The following is a 20,699-nucleotide window of genomic DNA, read 5'->3' on the forward strand; positions in this document are numbered from 1 at the left end:
GCGTGAAGTCCAGTACGAACCCCGGCGTCGAAGACGTAGTCACCGTGACTGTCAATGCGCCACCGCCACCGCCTCCGCCAGCGCTCACTGGCCTCTCGATCTCCGGACCGTCGTCAGTCACCCTGGAAGCCGGCGATAGCCTCGATCTGAATGTTGCACCCGTACCTGCAGATGCGCCCCTTGGAACTGTGGACTGGTTGAGTGATAACCCGGCCATTGCTTCGGTCAACGGCGATGGTCTAGTGGTTGGCACTAGTGCCGGTCAGACCTCCATACGCGTGAAATCCAGCACGAACGCCAGTATTGAAGGCGTGGTCCCCGTGACGGTCAATGCGCCGGCTCCCCCGCCACCACCTCCGCCGCCAGCGCTTACTGGCCTGACAATCACAGGCCCCTCGCCAGCCACGCTGGAAGCAGGTGGCAGCCTTGATTTGGATGTAGCACCCGTACCTGCAGATGCGCCCATTGGGGCCGTGGTATGGGCGAGTTCGGACACCACGATTGCCACGGTGAATGCTGCTGGTGTCGTGCAAGCCCTCTTGATCGGAGACGTTCAGATCAGTGTCTCCAGTGACGGTGTTCCGGCCGCCCAAATCCTGGTATCTGTCCAACCACCGATGGCCGAGCTGGACCCCGACACTGAAACGCCTCTGGAAGGTGATGATAGTAGCGGCAATACGCAAGAAGAATAGAGTGGCGGCATCCTCGGATTTATCTCCAGCCGCCAGGTCAGATCTTGCCCCACACTGAATGACGCAACAGGTCTGATGTCCATCTAAAAAACGTATTGGTACGCAAGCCCGGCTGCGCACCTCGAATAGGTCGCACATCCGCTCTAGGCATAACAACGGAGTGTTCACAAAAGGCTACAAGCAGTATCGTATGGTAACATTCGTCCGCCCTAGTCACGTGGTCAAACCCGAATCTGTCTCTAAATTATTGGATTGAAGAACGCTATGCTCGGATTTTTTAAGTCAGTACGATCTTCGGGGCCTGCAGGGCCCTTCGTCCGCTGGACCAGCATGATGGCGGCGGCACTGCTGCTGATCGCCTGCGGCGGCGAAAGCGGCGGCGGCGGTGGCAGTGGGCCGCCAGCAGTGTCTGGCGTAGTGGTCAAGGGACCTGTCAGTGGCTCTGTGGTTTTCGTTTTCAAAGGCGACACCCTCGACCCTGTTGGTCCGGAGACAGTGACTGATTCACAAGGGCAATATTCGGTTCGGAATGTCACGAATTATCGTGGTCCTATTCGAATTGAAGTCAACGGCGGGGCCTACATCGATGAGGCCAACAATGCCGATACGGCTTTGACTGCCACACTAGAGGCCTACGCAATCATTGAGGACTCGGTTGGGTCCACGACTGCTAACGTTACTCCGCTGACGACACTGGCTGCCGCCCGATTGAAAAGACAGGGCGGTATCGCTGACGGCGCTACCATTTCCAATGCGAACAACGACATATCCACCGCTTTTGGTGTCAGTGATATTCTTCGCGTCACACCCACCAACCTCCTGTCAAACCGTATAGCTGCCGAGCAGTTGAGCCAGGCAGATCGTTATGGCATTTTGCTCGCCGGCATCAGCCAGCTGGTCTTGAGTGGTGATCTTGGCCAGACATTGTCAGATGTTCTTGACGCGTTTTCTGATGACCTGGAAGACGGGGCGCTCAATAGCACAGACGGGATTCTGGATGCAGCGCTTGGTCAATTGGGGGCCCGAAACGCCGTATTGCTGCAAAATATTCCAAGCCAGTCCCTGTTGGCCGTTGCCCAGGCTACCGGTGCAGGCGCGTCAGTCCTCGAGATTGGACGCATCGAGTTCCTGGTTGATCCAGCAGAACTCGCCGTTGGTGAAACTCGCACTATCAATGCAGCTGTCTTTCCAAGGACCTCTGCAGACAACTCGCTCGTCTGGGAGTCAAGCATTCCCGAAATCGTGTCTGTGGACGCCAACGGTGTCGTGACCGCGGTGAGTCCAGGTACCGCCATTGTCAGAGCCACGAGCGCGAGCAACCCTGGTATATCCGCATCGATCGATATAGCTGTCAGAAACGATAATGGCGTGATACCGCCGCCTCTGACCGGGCTCGAAATCGTGGCGCCGGCAACAATCGTTCGTGGTGAAACCGCCACAGCCGTCGTTGCGCCGATACCTGCAACGGCTATCAGAGGCGACGTCATCTGGTCATCGAGCGACGAAAGTGTCATCGCAGTCGGTCCCACAGGCGTGCTGACTGCTTCGAGCGTAGGTCCAGCCACCCTGACCGTTTCAGCCGGCCCCATAAGCCAAAGCGTGCCTATTGAGGTCATCGCCCCCAATCTGGAAGGTATAGCGATTTCAGGGGCCGAAGAAGTTCCCCAGGGCTCGAACATTCGGCTCAACGTCGCTGCACGGCCATTTGATGCGCTGTTTGGCACGGCGGTTCAGTGGAGCAGCAGCAACCCGGCGCTCGCCACTGTCGACCCGAGCGGTCTTGTGACTGGTGTTTCGGTCGGCGAGGTAGTCATCACTGCGGTGGTCGGCGAGTTCTCGGCAAATATCAGCATCCAGGTGACCCCTCCACCTCTGACCGGCCTGGTCATCACCGCGCCGACGCAGATGAGCCTTGGGGAAGCGTCGACTGCGACAGTTGCGCCCAATCCTCCGGCCGCAGTGGTGGGCGGAGTAAACTGGAGCTCTGCCGATCCATCGATTATTTCGGTAGACGCCAACGGCCTGCTGACTGCGAATGCACTGGGTCGAACGAGGATTACAGTTAGTAGCGGCAGTGTCAGTCAGTTCACCGATATTCAGGTAGTGGCACCTTCACTTGCTGGCATCATCATTTCGGGAACTGATAGATTAGCCCGAGGCACGACAAGTACGCTTACCGCTCAACCTTCACCAAGCCAGGCTGTTCTTGGGCCCGTGTTCTGGAGTTCGAGCGCACCTGAAATCGTGAGCGTTTCAGGTGGAGTGATTAACGCCATCCAGACCGGGCAGGCCATCATCACTGCCACTTCCGGAGCGATTTCTTCGTCCATAGCCATCACGGTAATACCACCGGCAGTGAGCACATTGGCAATTGAGGGCGCAGCTCCCCTTACCGTTGGCGGTGGAGCGATACAGCTTAGCGCCGTGGCTACGCCTCTAGGAGCGGATACCGGCACCCTCACCTGGTCCAGTGACAATCCGGGGATTGCTTCCGTCAATAATTCAGGTGTCGTCACCGCCGTCAGTGCGGGGCAGACTACGATTCGCGTGAGATCCAGCACCAATGCAAGCGTGGAAGGCACAGTGTCGATTAATGTTTCAGCGCCGACGCCAGAGCCTCCCCCGATCTCTGTTCCAGACCCAGGGCCAGTTAGCCCCCCTGTGGGCGGTGATGATGGAGATGACGACGATGATGACGACGACGACGACGACGACGANACGACGACGACGATAATGACGGTATCTTCGGTGGTCTGCTTGGAAAGATCTTTGGTCGCTAAGCGCTAAACCCTGACCTTTCTAACAAGTCCTCTCGTAGTCTTTAACAAGACTCGAGAGGAGGTCAGAATGGATAAAACGCCGATTGATACCGCAGAAGCGGAAATTAAAAGGGAGCCAAAGAAAAGTCTGGTCGTTATCGCAATCGTTTCGATCTGCGAGATCATTATCGGGCTAGTGGTCATCCTGAATACAGATGGCTTAAGCGAACAGTATCTCAACTCAGCTGGCTGGATTGTCATGCTATTGGGCGTTGCGGGCCTGGTTCTTTACGCCATTTATCGAAAGCCGAAATAATCACCAATCGCCCGCCAGATTTGCTCTGGCAGGCAAGTTTACCAGGCCACCATCAGGCCGCCATCAGGCCGCCATATAGTTGCCACCCTCGGCCCGTGCGCTTTCAAGCTTTTCTTCTGCCTGCTCGAGCATCGAGTCCAACGCTAGCCCTCTGGCGTCGCACACGCCACCGCTCAGAGCCACTTCCAGTGTCTGGCCCTCAAGCTCAATATCGCAATCGTTCAAGCGGGCAATAATACCGTCGAACAGCGTCGCGCATCGGGCTGCGTCGATACCAGGTAACGCCGCTGCAAAGGTTGGCCCCATCTGGCGACAGACCTGAAAACGTGACAGTGCCTCGCCCACTAGCTCTCCGACAGTCCTCAGCACGCGATCAGCCACCTCGCGACCATAGTCAGCGTTGATTCTGTCGAAGTCATCGATCTCGAACACCGCGAGCGACAGCGGTCTGGGGTGCTCGGCAGCCTCGTTCTGTTCGACCAGCTCGTTGGCAAGCTCCCTGAAATGGGCGGCGTTCCATAAGCCGGTCGCCGGATCGCGCCGCAGGCTGTCCCTGAGTTGTTCCACCAGCTCCAGCGTCTCGACGCAGTTCATCATCCGGCAATAGAATTCTTCCTGATTGAACGGTTTGCGAAGAAAGTCATTGGCGCCGTTCTTGATGAATTTCGCAGACAGACTGCTCTGCCCTTCACCGGAGAGGCCGAGAATCACCAGGTCGGTCTTTTCGTATTTGTCACGAAGGAGCTGCGTCAGCTGGAAGCCGTCGATCTGGGGCATGTTGTAGTCGGCGATGAGAATCCGGGTATCGCTGTTGAGCAGCAACTGGCGAATCGCCTCTGCCCCATTGTCAGCCTCAATCACCTGGTAACGGTGACGCTCCAGAAGATCACGCAGATAGTGCCGCGCTGTTTTCGAATCGTCTGCCACCATGACCTTGATGCCTTCGTTGGCCTTGAGGCGCTTCACCAACCGGACGGCATAATTGTAGGAGTAACGTCCCTCCTTGATCACATAGTCGACGATACCCGTAGACAGCAGGCTTTCACGCCGCTCTTCGCTAAACGTACCAGTGAGTACGATGGTCGGTATCTTTTTCGACAGACAGAGGTCAACCACCTCGCCGTTCGGGGCGTCAGGCAAATTGAGGTCGACCAGTGCCGCGAAGAATTCGTCGCGTTCGGCCTCCAGTATGGACACGGCTTCAGCCATACTGGAAGCGAACCTGGCGTCGATGTCACCCGCTTTCAGGCAAAGATGCCGAATGATCTTGGTCGTCATGACACTGTCTTCGACAACGAGCAATTTAATGTTCTGGGTCATGGCAGGAGGCAACTCCCTGGCCTGTTAGAGATGAATGGTCTAACAGTATAGACGGCGGCCACAGACCTGCCCGGTTCAGGCGTCCCGCCAGGGGCGCCCGAGCCTCTACGGACGCAATTTCAGCTGAACTTCACCATCCCGGATTCTGATCGTGTCCACGCCGGCAGCCACCTGCTTCCAGAAACCGGAGCCGCCTTGCTCCGAGGCCGATACGAGGTCGACATTCTTGAGATTGCCAAGCCAGGCGTCCGGCAGGGGCACGCCGCCTACGCTTACGCCCTTGAGCGCGATTCGTATGCTTGAATCCTCGAGCTGAATGATCTCGAGTCCGGCATCGAGTCGTACAGTCTTGCCGGCCATAATTGGAAAATCCGGTGGGAGCGGCACCAGAAACGTGGCACTGGCGGCATCATCAGATAGATCAATGGCCAGTTGCTGGGCCATGTCTGTTTCCCGGGCGAGCAAAGCATTCAGTTCGCGCTCGCTGAAGCTCAGCTCGCGCTTGGCGTCGTCTTCGCTGTACGGCTGGGGCTCGGCACGCACGATCTGTTCAATTTTCTGCTCGAGGGCCTGTTCCTCAGCGCTGTTCAGCTCAACGGGCTCAATATCTGTGGAAAACACGTAGTTGTACCCGAGCCAGCCAGCGATGAGTAATGCCAAGAGCACGCCAAGGAAAACGGCCATAAAGATCTGCAGAGCACTAGTGGGCGGCTTCTCGTGTACGCGACCTGACTGGTGTGGGGCCTGTGAAGGCGCAGGCTCGGCCATGATTCTCCTCTGAACATGAGTAGGTAGTCCCAAATCGGGGTCTCGACTCTATTTATCCGGAGACAGGACCCCCCCTGTCTGTCTACAATTCCTCTACAATAAAGTAAGGTGCGGCCGATTAACCAGAAGTTTCCGGCGCGGCGTTACACACAGGTGGTCTCATTAGCGTTCTTCCTAAAAACAATACTCGCGCTTTAGCTCTGCGATGGGCGCGCAATCCGGCAGATTTCAGCGAATTCCTCACGATTGAGACCGCCGCAGAAGACAGTCGCTTCGGCGCTGAAACGCTGGTGATTTCGCTGCAGGGCAGTTGGACGACACTGCATATAGCCAGACTCGAGTTGGCTATCAATCGCTTTTGGCAACAGATCTCATCCCAGCGTATTCCGGCTCGTTGCTATATCCATACCAGCGACGTCGATGCACTCGATATATCCGGGACACTGATTCTGTACCAATCGATAGAGTTCCTCAAAGCTCGTGACTGTGAAGTCGATGTCGAGACCATCGAGGGCGATCGCCTCAATTTCGTCTCCGAACTGATGCAAGACGTACAGGATGCCGATGTAAAGCCCGAGCGGCCGCCTAATACGCTGGAACAGTCGACAGCCTTTTTGGCAGGCATCGGGCACAGTGTGGTGGATTCCCTGACCTTTCTGGGTCGCTCCACATTGGCTATGGCTGCGGTTATCCCCTCCCCGAAACGCCTTCGCTTCGCTTCGCTGGTACACCACATCGAGCATACCGGGCTGAGGGCAATGCCAGTCGTTGCGCTGATGGCCTTTCTGATCAGTATCGTTCTGGCCTATCAGGGCACAGCACAGTTGAGCCGCTTTGGTGCAGAGATCTTCACTATTGATCTCGTGGCCATTTCCATCCTGCGCGAAATGGGCGTTCTCCTGACGGCCATCATGGTTGCTGGCCGCAGCGGAAGTGCATTTGCCGCCGAGATTGGCGTGATGAAACTGAACCAGGAAATCGCCGCCATGCAGACGCTCGGTATCAATCCAATGAGTGCGCTGGCCGTTCCGAGAATTACTGCATTGCTGATAACACTGCCGATGCTTACCCTGCTGGCCGTTCTGGTTGGCTTTACGGGCGCAGCGGTGGTCTGCATACTGAGCCTGGACATACCTTTCAGCCTGTTCATGGAGCGTCTGCAGGCGGCGACCACCCTGACGCATTTCATGGTGGGAATGGCCAAGGCACCTGTATTTGCCTTCCTCATCGCGGTGATAGGCGTTCGTCAGGGCCTGCTGGTCGAACACTCCGCTGCAGAGGTAGGAAGCAATACCACGCAAGCCGTGGTGCAGGCCATCTTTGCTGTCATCGCTGCGGATGCCGTATTTTCGATCATGACCACCGAGCTAGGCATATGAATCAGCGCCCCATCATCAAGGTCAGCAATCTGGTCAACCGCTTTGGCAACCAGACTGTGCACGAGCAGCTTGATTTCGAAATCTTTGCTGGCGAAATTGTGGGCATTGTCGGTGGTTCAGGCACTGGCAAGACCGTCCTGCTCAACAGTATTCTGGGGCTGCAGAAACCCAGCAGCGGCAGCATCGAATTCTACGATATCAAGTCGAGAAGCCTGGGTGATGCCGAGCGTTGTCCGACCAGCTGGGGCGTGCTGTTCCAGAGCGGCGCCCTGTTCAGTAATCTCACTGTGCTCGAGAATATCGTCACGCCGCTCATCGAGCACACGAAAATGAGCGCCCGTACGGTCAAGGAGCTGGCCCTGCTGCGTATGCGCATGGTGGGTCTGCCACTGAGCGCGCAATTCAAGTACCCTTCGCAGCTGTCGGGGGGAATGGTCAAGCGTGCTGCGCTGGCGCGTGCGTTGGTCACCGACCCGCGCGTCATCTTCCTAGACGAACCGACCTCTGGTCTTGATCCCATTGCCGCTGAAGAATTCGATGAACTCATTCTCTACCTCAAGCAACATCTGGACCTCACGGTCGTGATGATTTCGCACGATCTCGATTCACTGTTCAATACCTGCGACAGAATCGCGGTACTGGTCGACAAGAAAATCAGAGCAGCGACGCCAGATGAAATAGTCAATAACGACCATCCGTGGATACAGCGGTACTTCGGGGGCCGTCGCGGTCGCCTTCACAGTCAGGGTTCGGAGGCTCATTCAGTACATGGAGCGTGAAGCACGATATGTTCTCATCGGCCTTCTGCTGGTCGTTTCGATCGCACTGTCCGTGGTGTTTGTCATCTGGTCGGCCAATTCAGGCGAAAACGAGGATGCGGTCCGCTACAAGATATTCTTTTCCGAAAGTATCAGCGGCCTCAGCAAAGGCAGTAGCGTTCGTTTTCTGGGGGTGCCAGTCGGCTCCGTAACAGCATTTTCGATAGGGCGTCTGGGTGATATCGATGCTACGGCACGAACGGCCAACGCAGACGGCGCGAATGACACTGGCGTCATTGTCGAGATCGCCGTGCAAAAGCGTGTGGATGTCACCGCAGGCACTGTCGCCCGGTTGCAAACGAATGGTCTCACCGGTCGAGCCACCATAGAACTGCAGTCGCGACGTGTCGGCAGTGACAGCGATGCCAGCTTCGAGGGCGTCATACCCGGCAAGGCTTCGTCCCTGGGACAGTTGACCGATCAGCTTCCAGATATCGCAGAAAATATTGGCGAAACCTTCGAGCGTATCGAACGACTACTCTCGGATCAGGTTATCGAGGATACACAGGCAACATTGTCTCAGCTCAGAGAGACCTCGGGGCAATTCGACAAGGTCTCTCGCTTACTGGAAAACCTTATCCAGGAGGTCAGAGTGACCAACTCGCAGGTACAGGATATGGTGCCACGCTATATAGCGCTGGCAGACGATATGAATAACAAGACCTTGCCGGCAGTTCGTGAATCAGCCGTCCGCATGCAGGCTACCGCAGGGCTGATTTCCCAACAGATGACCGACAATTCCAGCGCCTTTCGTGGTTTCATTGGAGATAGTCGGCAGTCCATGGAGATTATCAGGGATCAGATGATCCAGACTTCGGAAAAGGTTCGGGAATTCACGGATGAGCTGAGAGAGAATCCTTCCCGGCTCGTTTACAAACAGCGCGAATACGGTGTTTCCTTTGATGATGAAGAATAAGCACAGCCTGCTGCAGATGTCTCCGCGGATACATTCAGGGGCTTCTGGAGCTGGCGTCCTCGTCGTGGTCGCCTTGACGTGCGGTCTGAATGCCTGCACAAACCTGCTGAATGCAGAACCACCAGTCGTCAGGCGGTATACCCTGCTGGCCACGCCTGCCGTCGAAGCGGGCACCCCGACTAATGCCCTGACCAATAGCTCGATCATGGTTCATGTCGGTAGCGTTGGACTGAGCCTGAATACGGATCGGGTACTGGCTCGCGACGAACTGACCATCGCCCCCATCAGCGATCTGCGCTGGGTTGAAGCTGCACCGGATATGCTTGAAAAGAGTCTGACTGATTTCCTGCAGCAATCCGGTCAGTTCCGTTATGTCACCCACCATCGCGGGGGACCGAAAACGGATAGAATCCTTACGGTCGATCTGCGCGATTTATATGTTATTTCCGAAGATGGGCAGGCCAAAGCTGTGCAGTTCGGCCTGGCTGCACGACTGTCGCCTGAATCAGCAGAGCGCAAAGCTCGTGGGGCCCCGGTGGACGAAATGAGTGTGGTGCTGAACGAAAGGGTAGACATCAAGCGAACCGAAGGGCAAACAATAGACAAGGCCATTGCCCTCGCCTTCAGCACCGCAGCTCAGCAGGCATTCTCCAAGCTGCTGAAGGCCATGCAGGCCGAGTAGCCGGCGCTACTCTTCTACAGTTGGCGGCTCTGCATCTTTGGCACGGCCCTGAATCACTGTCTGGAACCCAAGCGCCCGCTCGGACGACTCTATACCGATATGGTAGGTCGCGAAGCCCGGCATGACCACCTGGTCCACGGCCATACCGATAACGCGTCCCCGAATATCAGAAATGATATCGGTACCCTTGTTGGTAATGGGATCGATCACCACGCCAAGACTGTCTCCTTTCTCGACCCGGGCACCAAGCTCAATGTGACTTTCAAGGATGCCGCCGCGATCGGTCCTGAGCCAGGTGGAGTTGTAGAACACCGGCCGTGGCTCACCCCAGATGAGCAGGCGTTTATACATGTCCTGCTTTTCAAGCAGACTGTTGATACTGTGAATACCGGCCTTGATCTCTTTGCGCTGAATACGCAGCGACTCGCCAATTTCAAGTGTTACCGCGGCAATTCCCCGCTCTACGGCTGCATTTCGCATCATTCCCGGGCTACCAGGACTGTGTACGACGATCATATTGTCGAAGCCCTTGGTGAACTCGACGACTTTTTCGCTGCGCATATCCGCGCGAAGCTGGGGCAGATTCGCCCGCCGCAGGCTGCCGGTATGGAGATCGACCAGCATATTGCAATTCATGATGATGTCATTGAAGAGCGAAGCCGCAATTCTCGAGGCCATACTGCCTGAAGCATAGCCCGGGAAGAAACGATTCAGATCACGTCGATCCACCAGATAGCGCGAACCCCGGTGAAAGCCCTGCAGATTGACGATGGGCACACCGACCACAGTACCGCTCAGTTCTTCCGGGTCGAGGTCATACATCACGCCCCTCACCACCTCGATGCCATTGAGCTCATCACCATGGACCGCGCTGGTCAGACACAGTGTCGGGCCAGGCTTGGCGCCATGTACCACGAGCACTGGCGTTGGCTGGTCGAGGCCGGAGATCGTTACGTCGGGTGACCAACTCAATCTGGCCGCAGTGCCGGGCTTGACTACACTACCAAGCAAGCGCAGATCGGCAGCCACTTCCTGCTCTGGCTTTTCCGCCGCAGATCCCGGCTCCCCGACTACCGCTTTGGGACGAGCAGGCGCTTCCACTTCAGCAGACAGGGGCTGGGGCTTACTGGACGGCGCGGGAGTATTACTCTCTGGCGAAGTATCGGGTTCCGGCTCACTTTCGCCGATCAGCTTTGCCGAGAAACCCTTGGCTACCGCATCTGCTGACTTGCTGGTGGCAGGCGGCGACGTCTCCTCGGCTTCTGCGTCTGCATCGTCCGACTGCGCTATGGCGTCATCCATCTGAGCAGGGGCTTCATCCTCAGGTGGGGACACGTCACCAGAGGACGCGGTCTCCTGCTTCTTTGCTGGTCTTACTGCGGAGTCTGCGGTCGAAGCCGTTGTCGGCGCTTCAGGCGTGGCTTCTTCTGACGTTTTTGCAGCGCCAGGCTTATCATCTGGCGAGCTGTCATTGTCGAGGGCTGTCTGCTTTGGCGAGGGCGCTTTCTCAGCCCTCGCAGTGGCGGGAGACTCGGCGGGGCTGTTCTCCTCGCTGACCGTAGGCTCTGCCTTAGCGGGTGTTTCAGCAGACTGCCCTGCGGTCGAAGCACCTGTCCCCGGCGACGGGTTAGCGGTGTCGACCACAGTGTCTATGCTCGTGACATCTCTGAGCTGGACGTTGGGGGCGACGGGCGCGACCTGCCCTGCATTGGCGTCAGCGAGCACGGCGTCTGAGGAGGTCTGAACGGGCGCCAGCGCCGATTCGGCAAGCACAAGCCTGCTGTTGATAGCAATAGGCGCTGCAAAGAGCAGCATGGCTGGAAATACGACCAGCGCGCCTTTACGTGGACGCGAACGGAAACAACGAACCTGCAAAATTAAGTCCCGAATAATCAGATAGCTTGTATCAGTCTAGTGATCAGCTACTGATACTGCCAGTGCAAGCCGTTCTTCGATACTTACAGGTAGGACAGGAATCTTTTCAAGCTTTCGCAGAGACGGTACCAGGCCGCGTTGATTGGCAATCTGAACGTTGAGCCCCGGCCTCGCATTCAGTTCCAGCATGAGCGGCCCAAGGTTCTTGTCCATGACGATGTCGACGCCCAGGTAACCCAGACCCACAATATCTGCACACTCGACTGCCAAGCGAAGTATTGCTGGCCAGTTCGGGATTTCAATGCCTTTGGTCTTGTAGCCAGTATCCGGATGGTGATCTGCGCGCTGGTTCTGGCAAACACCATCCAGCGTAGCGCCAGTCGCAAGGTCGATACCCAGCCCGAGAGCGCCCTGGTGCAGGTTGGCCTTTCCATCCGACGCCCTGGTCGGGAGACGAATCATCGCCGCAACCGGTACGCCACGGAACACGATCACGCGAATATCCGGCACGCCCTGATAGCTGATCTTGTCGAAGAACGGATCAAACTGCACCCGATATTCGAACAGGGCCCTGTCTGGCAGGCCGCCAAGGCTATACATGCCGCTGAGTGTATTGGACACATGGTGCTGCAAAGTGGACAGACTGACCAGATCACCGCTGGCCTTGCTGTACATCTTACCGATCTTGCCGGTCAGCACCATGATGCCGTTGCCACCACTGCCTTCGGCAGGCTTGATTACCAGATCGGTATGATGCTGGAGAATCAGCTCCTCGAGCTTGTGCACTTCATGCTGATAGGAAATAACGCCATACAGCTTCGGTACAGCGATGCCCTTCTCCAGCGCCAGCTTCTTGGTGATCAGTTTGTCATCCACCAGCGGGTACATGTTCCGCGGGTTGTACTTCATGATGAAGTCCGCGTTACGCATGTTCATGCCCAGTACGCCGATCTCACGCAGCGCCTTGGGCGACATGAACGACATCATGAGCCGCCGCGCCTCATCGCATTGAAGCGGAACAGTTCGGTCAGACGATAGCCGGTGTAACGGCCCATCCACAGACACAGTCCGAGAATCACGAGCAGAAGCTCAGGGAACACGAACATCACATACATAAGGCTTTCATTGGTCATGATGAGATAGCCTATACAGGCGACGATGAGAGAGCCGATCCCCATCTTGATGGCATCACCTGCGCCATTTTCTTCCCAGGTAATCGACATCCGCTCGATTGTCATCGCCAGGATAACCATCGGGAACAGTGATATCGATAGCAAGCGATCCAGTTCAAACCGATTGGTCGCCATACTGACCAGCAACATGAGGATGACGACGATGACCAGAATCGCCGCCAGACGAGGTATCAGTAGCAACATCATCCGCTCCAGCCAGAAGCGAATCATCAAGCCAATGGACACGATGCCAGTGAACAGCAGGATACCCCAGAACAGCTGTGTTTCGCGGAAGGCCAGTGCGATGAGTATCGGCATGAAAGTACCGAAGGTCTGCACCCCGACGAAGGTTCGCAGGAAAACCACGAACAGTGCACCCAGCGGCACCATCAACAGCAGACGGTAGACGTTCTGCCCCTGAACCGGCAGCGCAAAGAGTGAAAACTCTGCAACAAGGGAGTCCGATGCTTCTGCGCCCTTTCGAACCACGCTCATCAGTTCCGCATAGGTCTTGGTCACAGAAAAGCTCAGCTCGACATCCTTGGCGCCCGAGGCATCGTAGACGGGCCGGTCGCCGACCATCCAGACGAGGAGGTCAGGCGGCAGACCCTGCTGGCCGGTTCTTGGGTTGAAGGTGAACCAGCGTTCGCCATTATGCACCTGAAGCATCGGCGTCAGTTTCATATCGTTATTGCTATCGGAGACGGTGAAGCCCCAGATCTTGCGCGCAGGAATTCTGACACCCTTGAGAATGTAGATGATCTCCGAGGTCCATTCATCGAGATCGTCGGCGCGGCCTAGAAGAAGTTCAACATTCGCACCAGGGGATGGTGCATTCAACAGGATGAGGAGCGCTCTGACGTAGCTCTCCACATCAGCCGATTCCTCGCGCACTGTGCGCAGGATAGATTCAATGGCTGACTTGTAGGGCTCGACATATTCCGGCTTTTCGGGGAAGTCTGGCTTTGAGGTGAACTCGACCTCGTTGTTCGCCCGCGCTACCTGAACACGATAGTAGAGATTCTGGGTACCCTTGGCGCGTCTGACTGCCCAGCGTGCAACCCGGTTGCTATCGATTGTGTCGACCGACAGGCCGAAACGACTGGAGATGAAGTCTTCGTCCATCCGCAGGAAGTTCGGCGTGGTGCTCGGAATCGTAAGCGAGAATTTGGCAGGTCCGCCGTCGCCCGTAAAACTCGCCTGGGCCTGCACGGTCCAGAGCTCGGTATCCTGCTGCGGCGTGAGCGGCAAACCAACGTTGAAAATCTTGTGGGCAGTGATGGCCAGGCCAATGGTTGCCAGCACCAGCGCCCAGATCTTGACTGAAAAGCTATTCATCGGTTTTGCAGCTTGCTCTGGTGAGATAGGTCTCGTCTGAATCCACTACGGCGACGTCTTCGAGAAAACGGCGGCCCAGCAGAATCGCGTAGAGATATTCGCGCCGGTCGGCGAGTGTGAATTCAGTCGTACGCTTGCGACCGTCAAAGCAGATGTCGATATCGACCGTTACGCGTGAATCATGAACACCGTCGTGATTCTTGATCTTGACGCGGCGTGAACGCTCCCTTTCCATACGGATGCGTCGCTCTTTGCCATCGCCATCCTTGAGTACGAGTTCAAACCGGACCCATTTATCGCCATCTTTCTCGAACACTTCAATCTCGTCGGCATAAATGGATGAGGTCTTGGCACCACTATCCAGCTTGGCTTTGAACACGCCGTCGATGTCAGGCAGTGCTACTCGTTCAATCCAACCGGCAATGACCTTTCCAGGATCGTTATCGGCATGACTGAAGGACGAGGCGAAAACACTGAAAAAAAGAGCCAGACCAACGAACAGGATACGTGAATTTCTTGGCAAAACCGTCATGATTCATCCTAATGCATTGAATTCGCCGCCTTTGCTTCACCTTCTAACGGGAAGACTGCGGGCCGCTGTTCCGTTCGGGCACGCCAGGGCGGAATAAAGGGTGCAAATAGTAAGCTTTGTGGCCGTTTGCTACAACTTGATTTCAGCAAGCGACTCTGCCCGCCCTGGCCATAAATGGAAAAAGGCCGCTGATCAAATGATCAGCAGCCTGCTGTTAACACACGACAATCAGCATCAGACTGGCCTAGTCAGCGGCTGCGCCGACAGTCTCATCAAACTGCCGCTGTATCGTTGCCGATGGCTCGCGGGTCATCAGCGAAACAGCGACAATAGCAATGGTAGCGAGTATGAAGCCCGGGACGATTTCGTAGAGTTCGAATATCCCACCTGTCAGCTGCTTCCAGACGACCACTGTAATGCCGCCCACGAGAACACCTGCAATGGCACCCGCCTTGTTCATTCGCCTCCAGTACAGCGCCAGAATGAGCGTCGGTCCGAAGGCCGCACCGAAGCCTGCCCAGGCATAGCTCACCAGACTCAGCACGCCACTGTCCGGATCCATGGCCAGAATCGTGGCCAGAATGGCCAGACCTACGACTGCACCGCGACCAACCATCACCAGCTGTTCCGGCGAGGCGTCCGTCTTCATCAGTGTTCGATAGAAGTCTTCTGCCAGCGCAGAGGACGACACCAGTAGCTGGGAGTCAGCCGTACTCATGACGGCAGCCAGAATCGCTGCAAGCAGGATACCGGCCACTACTGGATGGAACAGCGCGTTGATCAGCAGCATGAAGGCCTTTTCAGGATCATCCAGCGGCGCATCGAAGAACACGACCGCTGCGAAACCACAGACCAGCGAACCGAATAGTGAAAGCGCCGTCCAGAACACGGCAATACGGCGCGCAGTGGGAATATCCTTGCCCGAGCGGATACCAGCAAATCTCGCCAGAATGTGAGGCTGACCAAAATAGCCAAGCCCCCAACCCAGTAGCGATACAATACCGATGACACTCAGGGCCTCGCCCGTCGAGCTGGTCATGGCATCGAGCAATTCTGGATTCATTTCATTCATGGCCGCCTGGGTTGCCCCCCAGCCACCTTCTGAATTGATGGCCATGATCGGCACAATCACGAGCGCTGCAGCCATGAGCAGCCCCTGCACCAGGTCGGTCCAGGATACCGCCAGATAACCACCGAACAGGGTATAGGAGACTATGGCGAGCGCACCGGCAATCACTGCCCAGGTATAATCGAGGCCGAACACCGTTTCGAACAGCTTGCCGCCTGCTACGAGACCAGAGCTGGTGTAAAACAGGAAGAACAGCAGTATGAAGAACGCAGCGATGATGCGCAGCACGTGGCTGTAATCTTCGAAGCGGTTTTCAAGGAAGGCCGGAATGGTCAGAGAGTCATTGGCGGCCAGTGTATACACCCGTAGACGCCGTGCGACAATGAGCCAGTTGAGCCATGTGCCGACGAGCAGACCGATGGCAATCCAGAAGGCCTCATACCCCGCCGCATAAGCGTAGCCAGGCAGGCCAAGCAGCAACCAGCCACTCATGTCGGATGCGCCCGCACTGATGGCTGATGGAAAGGGGCCCAGGCTCCGGCCGCCGAGAATGTAATCAGACAGGTTTTTCGTTCGGAGGAAGGACCAAAGTCCTATCCCCAGCATTCCTAGCAGATAGACCATGAAGGTCATGCCAACTGCAAACTGGTCTTCTATCATAACCGTACTCCTGTTTTCTTATCGTTGTTATGGTTGATCGGTCTGGCGTCCTGCCAGGGACAGCTGTCTGGTCGTTCCCCTGTAGTGCTTCCCCGGCAGAATGACTTCAGTCGTGCCCGCCTTCGAGTGACAGCAATGTAGCATTGCCGCCCACCGCGGTGGTATTGATGGTGCGTACTCGTTCCGTAGTGAAGCGCGGCAGGTAGTGAGGGCCGCCAGCCTTGGGTCCGGTGCCGGACAGGCCGAGACCACCGAATGGCTGCACACCCACTACGGCGCCAATCTGATTTCGATTGATATAGGTATTGCCGACGCGAACGCGGCGCTCGATATCCAGTGCTGCCGACTCATTGCGGGTATGAATGCCAAGGGTGAGACCGAAACCGGAATTGTTGATTGAATCGATAACCGATGTCAGCCCTTTTGCAGAATACCTGATGACGTGAAGCACAGGCCCGAAGTGTTCTGCTTGCAGCTGATCAAGGCTGTCGATCTCTACAATAGTTGGCGCGAGGTAATGGCCCTGAAGCCCTTCGGCGTGGCTGGAGCCAACACCGTGAACGCTGCCTCTCGCCTGCCAGCGGCTGTGCTCGCCAATCGTGCGGATGTGAGCTTTCAGATTGCCGAGCGCTTCGGCATCGATGACTGGTCCGACGTCCGTACTGAGATAGCGTGGATCATCGACCCGCAGTTCGCGCAGCGCGCCGCCAAGCACTTCGATCAATTGGTCAGCGATATCCTCCTGCACGAATAACACGCGTAGCGCCGAGCAGCGTTGGCCTGCGCTGGCAAATGCAGACTGCAGTACATCGCGACAGACCTGTTCAGGCAAAGCGGTACTGTCGACGATCATGGCATTCTGCCCGCCGGTTTCGGCAATGAGAATGCCGATGGCGCCATCACGGGCAGCCAGGGTCCGGTTGATCGAGTGCGCGGCGCCCGTTGATCCAGTGAAGGCGACCCCTGCGACGCGCTTGTCAGACAGGAGATCCGGGCCGATTTTCGCACCATCGCCCAATAGGAGTTGAAGCGCCCGCGCAGGGATACCAGCTTCATGCATGAGCGCCACGGCCCTGGCTGCGATGAGCGAAGTCTGCTCCGCCGGCTTCGCGAGTACGCAGTTGCCGGCCACCAGTGCGGCCACCACCTGGCCGGTAAATATCGCCAGCGGAAAATTCCACGGGCTGATACAGACAAAGGTCCCTCGACCTACGCTATACAGCTCGTTCGACTCACCAGTTGGCCCAGGTAACAGCTCAGGCTTGCCCATGAGTTTGCGCGCCTGCACAGCATAATAACGACAGAAATCGACCGCCTCTCTCACCTCATCGATGCCGTCCTGCATGGTCTTGCCAGCTTCACGGCAGCAGAGCGCCATCAGCTCGGCCAGATTGGACTCCATCAGGTCAGCGAATTTTTCCAGTGCAATGGCCCTTTTTTCCACGGGTGTCGCGGACCAGGTCGGAAAAAACTGCTCTGCCACTTGAAGTGCAGACTGCAGTTCCTCGGGCGTACTCCATACCACATGGCCAACCACTTCACGCAGATCACGTGGGCTATGCATGGTTTCGGCAGCGCCTCCGGAAGCGCGTTTCTCCGACAGCGAGGCTGCGCTGACCGGCGAGCTGGCGGCGTGCCACTGATGTGAATCCCACTGACGAAGATCGGCGTGCAGCTGCTTCCAGTGCTTTTCACACCAGAGGTTGACGCCCTTCGAGTTGCGCCTGTCGCTGAAGAGATCGCCTGGCAAGGGTATACGACTGTTCCGCAAGGTCTTGTAGTTTTTCACCTGCTCTACCGGGTGGACCGTGAGATCGGACACCGGAGTATTGGCATCAACGAGACGATGCACGAAAGATGAGTTAGCGCCGTTCTCGAGGAGTCGCCTGACCAGGTAGGGTAGAAGATCCTTGTGAGCGCCAACCGGCGCATAAATTCGGACGGGGACTTTCTGATTGCCTGCAGGCTCCATCACCGCCTTGTACAGCGCATCCCCCATCCCATGAAGACGCTGGAATTCGAAACCACGCGCCTTGCCGCTCTTCTTGGCCACCGTTTTGGCCGCAGCCATCACTGCAGCTACGGTATGCGCATTATGGGTAGCGAACTGAGGAAACAACCCACCACGGGTCGTCTCGCTGAGGAGAAAGTCGGCGCAGACCAGGTAAGAGATATCGGTATTTTCCTTCAGCGTGAAGACCGGGTATTCCGGTAGGCCCTTTTGCTGGGCCAGCTTGACCTCGGTATCCCAGTAGGCGCCCTTCACCAGGCGGACCGGAATCACATCGCCCTGCTCCTGCGCGAGCGCGTTGAGCCAGCGGAGTACGGGCAACCCGCGCTTGCTATAAGCCTGAACCACGAGGCCGAGTTTACCCCAGCCCTTGTTGATGGAAGAGCGATAGAGTTTTTCAAACAGCTTGAGTGAAATTTCGAGACGGTCCATCTCCTCGGCATCGATGTTGATACCGATATTCTGCTCGCGCGCGAGCTCGAGCAGTTTGACGACTGTCTGATACAGCTCGGTGAGTACGCGATCTTCCTGAGCCGCTTCATAACGTGGGTGCAGCGCCGACAGTTTGATGGAGATACTGGTTTGACCATGAACGTTCATGGCTTCCGCGTAGGCGCTACCTGCAGCCTTGTTGATACTTTCCGCTTCGCCGCTATTTTTTGCGTTATCTCGCCCTGAAGCCTGTATGGCGTTTATATAGCTCTGCAGATAGCGCTTGGCATCGTGCGCCGTCATCGCGGCTTCACCGAGCATGTCGAAAGAGTAGGTATATCCCTGCTTGCGTGGCTTGCGGCTATTGTCGAGCGCTTCTTCGATGGTACGACCAAGTACGAACTGCTTGCCCATGATCTTCATGGCCTGGTTCATTGCGCCTCGAATCACGGGTTCGCCGCTCTTCTTCACCAGACGGCCAAGCACGCCGCTCGGCGAGTCTTCGATATTCGAGTCGAGTTTGACGACCTTGCCGGTCAGCAGCAGGCCCCAGGTCGAGGCGTTCACCAGCGTGGAGCCACTGTGCCCAACATGCTTCTGCCAGTCGGCGGTGGACAGTCGATCCTTGATAAGCGCATCGGCGGTAGCCTTGTCAGGGATGCGCATGAGCGCCTCGGCCAGGCACATGAGCAGAACACCTTCCTGGGTATCGAGGCTATATTCCTGCAGCAGCGCGTCCACCATGTGGATGGACGAATCCTGGGCGCGAACGTTTTTCACCAGCGATTCGGCAGCTGTCTGAATGCTGGCGAGATGGGCGGATGAAGTGTCCAGAGCGCCTATCAGCTCAGTGACATAGGACGGCTCATCGACGTCGTAGTGAGCCACAATGGCCTGCCAGAGCTTATCCAGCGTGTTACCCCTGCTATACCCGTGCTTCGCGAGTTCCGCCACCCAGCCTCTCCTCTTGTTTTTTAAACTACCTATATAAAACTATAGGGCGGATGGCCTTAATTCTTTTAAAATCCTGCAGTATGCTGTCAAAATCCCGTCATCTTTATGGCCAACTGCAGGATTTTGCTAGCCGTTTCTGAGGCGACCGGGGGTTGTTCCACGATATTTACGTACACTGCTCGTCAAGGCGCTCTGGCTGGAAAATCCGCATAACTCGCTGATTTCAATCAGGGAGAGTGAAGTATTGGTGATGAGCTGAATCGCCTTGTCCAAACGCTGATCGATAATGTACTGATGAGGCGTCTGCTGCATCTGCGCTTTGAAGATGCCGTGAAAACGTCGCTCGCTCAGGCAGAGGCATGCCGCCAGGTCGGCAATCGAAATGGTTTCGTCGAGATGTTCGAAGATGTAGTTGTCGATCTTGTACATATCGAGAAGGCCGCGCTCATGCTGGCTTGTCGAGGGAAGCAGACGCTGCGAGAGGCAGCGAATGATGGCACTGCCAAGATAATGCCTGAGGGCCCGGTCATGAGGATTGCGCTGTATCTCCTGAATGCTGACCTGCGTGAGCTGGCGCATACCATTGTCCAGCGAGATCAATCGCGGCCGGTCGAATAGCGTGGCGAGACTGGCGTGATCCGGATGCGCCTGGTCTGTGAACACAGGGGAGTCGGCGTCAATATTGATGACGAGCACATGGTTGCTCGGCCGGCCGTAGAAGTCGTGATAGGTGTTCGATGGCACCACGCAGGCATGGCTGACATCCAGATGGGCTGCAAGGCCCAACATGTCGATTTCTGCTGTTCCGGTAAGGCCCATGACCAGCTGATGATAGGGGTGGGAATGCCGGTTCACATGCTGAGGCAGTCGTACCACTTCAGCGACCAGCATGCCGCCAGTCGCCGCCGCAGACACCTCAGCCTTGTGGGCAGCCGCCCTTCCCCTGGCTGAAACTGGTGCTATAAGCTGGCGCAGATTCTGGTCTGTGACGCCCATGATCGTCTAC

Annotated in this window: 16 protein-coding genes; 7 read left to right on the top strand and 9 right to left on the bottom strand. The window is 56.6% G+C overall.

The genetic code is table 11. The annotated features are described in order from the left end of the window. The 3 genes from ABD735_RS05265 to ABD735_RS05275 form a co-directional block, all read left to right on the top strand. On the top strand, positions 1 to 692 hold a 692-nt coding region (locus ABD735_RS05265; protein ID WP_344804047.1), incomplete at its 5' end, for an Ig-like domain-containing protein. A gap of 333 nt (positions 693 to 1,025) precedes the next feature. Beyond that, entirely contained in the window at positions 1,026 to 3,479 is a 2,454-nt protein-coding gene (locus ABD735_RS05270) for an Ig-like domain-containing protein (RefSeq protein WP_425548576.1), read from the top strand. Between the two features lie 60 nt (positions 3,480 to 3,539). Beyond that, a complete protein-coding gene (locus tag ABD735_RS05275) occupies positions 3,540 to 3,767 on the top strand; it encodes a hypothetical protein (RefSeq protein ID WP_344804051.1) in 228 nt (75 codons plus the stop codon). Between the two features lie 63 nt (positions 3,768 to 3,830). Here ABD735_RS05275 and ABD735_RS05280 read toward each other — a convergent pair whose 3' ends face one another. Together ABD735_RS05280 and ABD735_RS05285 are read right to left on the bottom strand one after the other, a co-directional pair. Beyond that, on the bottom strand, positions 3,831 to 5,087 hold the full coding sequence (locus tag ABD735_RS05280) for a GGDEF domain-containing response regulator (protein ID WP_344804053.1): 1,257 nt from the start codon (positions 5,085 to 5,087) through the stop codon (positions 3,831 to 3,833). Positions 5,088 to 5,192: 105 nt separating this feature from the next. Next, positions 5,193 to 5,855: a hypothetical protein gene (locus ABD735_RS05285; RefSeq protein WP_344804055.1), complete on the bottom strand. Its 663-nt coding sequence runs from the start codon at positions 5,853 to 5,855 to the stop codon at positions 5,193 to 5,195. Positions 5,856 to 6,145: 290 nt separating this feature from the next. Here ABD735_RS05285 and ABD735_RS05290 point away from each other — a divergent pair, with 290 nt between their 5' ends. From ABD735_RS05290 to ABD735_RS05305, 4 genes are read left to right on the top strand one after another with little or no spacing between them, the layout of a single operon-like run. Continuing rightward, positions 6,146 to 7,234 carry an MlaE family ABC transporter permease gene (locus ABD735_RS05290; RefSeq protein ID WP_344804057.1) on the top strand — a complete coding sequence of 363 codons (1,089 nt, stop codon included), beginning with the start codon at positions 6,146 to 6,148 and terminating at the stop codon, positions 7,232 to 7,234. Then, positions 7,231 to 8,013, top strand: a complete 783-nt coding sequence (locus ABD735_RS05295) for an ABC transporter ATP-binding protein (protein WP_344804059.1) — start codon at positions 7,231 to 7,233, stop codon at positions 8,011 to 8,013. The genes ABD735_RS05290 and ABD735_RS05295 overlap by 4 nt, the downstream gene beginning before the upstream one ends. Next, complete coding sequence (locus ABD735_RS05300) at positions 8,003 to 8,968, top strand: MlaD family protein (RefSeq protein ID WP_344804061.1); 966 nt, start codon at positions 8,003 to 8,005, stop codon at positions 8,966 to 8,968. Before ABD735_RS05295 ends, ABD735_RS05300 begins: the two co-directional genes overlap by 11 nt. Further along, the gene (locus ABD735_RS05305) at positions 8,955 to 9,650 is read left to right on the top strand and encodes an ABC-type transport auxiliary lipoprotein family protein (protein WP_344804063.1); all 696 of its coding nucleotides are present in this window, start codon (positions 8,955 to 8,957) and stop codon (positions 9,648 to 9,650) included. Before ABD735_RS05300 ends, ABD735_RS05305 begins: the two co-directional genes overlap by 14 nt. Positions 9,651 to 9,656: 6 nt before the next feature. Here ABD735_RS05305 and ABD735_RS05310 read toward each other — a convergent pair whose 3' ends face one another. The 7 genes from ABD735_RS05310 to ABD735_RS05340 all read right to left on the bottom strand — a co-directional run bounded on the left by ABD735_RS05310 (position 9,657) and on the right by ABD735_RS05340 (position 20,689). After that, positions 9,657 to 11,525, bottom strand: coding sequence for a succinylglutamate desuccinylase/aspartoacylase domain-containing protein (locus ABD735_RS05310; RefSeq protein WP_344804065.1), 1,869 nt, complete (start codon positions 11,523 to 11,525; stop codon positions 9,657 to 9,659). A gap of 36 nt (positions 11,526 to 11,561) precedes the next feature. Next, positions 11,562 to 12,512, bottom strand: a complete 951-nt coding sequence (locus tag ABD735_RS05315) for an alpha-L-glutamate ligase-like protein (protein WP_344804067.1) — start codon at positions 12,510 to 12,512, stop codon at positions 11,562 to 11,564. After that, entirely contained in the window at positions 12,509 to 14,035 is a 1,527-nt protein-coding gene (locus ABD735_RS05320; protein ID WP_344804069.1) for an inactive transglutaminase family protein, read from the bottom strand. Before ABD735_RS05320 ends, ABD735_RS05315 begins: the two co-directional genes overlap by 4 nt. Then, positions 14,028 to 14,567 (bottom strand): ATP-dependent zinc protease family protein, encoded by a 540-nt coding sequence (locus tag ABD735_RS05325; protein WP_344804071.1) that lies wholly within the window; start codon positions 14,565 to 14,567, stop codon positions 14,028 to 14,030. Before ABD735_RS05325 ends, ABD735_RS05320 begins: the two co-directional genes overlap by 8 nt. Before the next feature lie 244 nt (positions 14,568 to 14,811). Next, a complete protein-coding gene (gene putP / locus ABD735_RS05330) occupies positions 14,812 to 16,296 on the bottom strand; it encodes a sodium/proline symporter PutP (RefSeq protein ID WP_344804073.1) in 1,485 nt (494 codons plus the stop codon). Positions 16,297 to 16,402: 106 nt separating this feature from the next. Continuing rightward, entirely contained in the window at positions 16,403 to 19,693 is a 3,291-nt protein-coding gene (putA, locus tag ABD735_RS05335) for a bifunctional proline dehydrogenase/L-glutamate gamma-semialdehyde dehydrogenase PutA (protein WP_344804075.1), read from the bottom strand. 126 nt (positions 19,694 to 19,819) lie between these two features. Then, a complete protein-coding gene (locus ABD735_RS05340; protein ID WP_344804077.1) occupies positions 19,820 to 20,689 on the bottom strand; it encodes a helix-turn-helix transcriptional regulator in 870 nt (289 codons plus the stop codon). Between the last annotated feature and the right edge of the window lie 10 nt (positions 20,690 to 20,699).

This window comes from Allohahella marinimesophila (assembly GCF_039538005.1).
Lineage (GTDB): Bacteria > Pseudomonadota > Gammaproteobacteria > Pseudomonadales > Oleiphilaceae > Allohahella > Allohahella marinimesophila.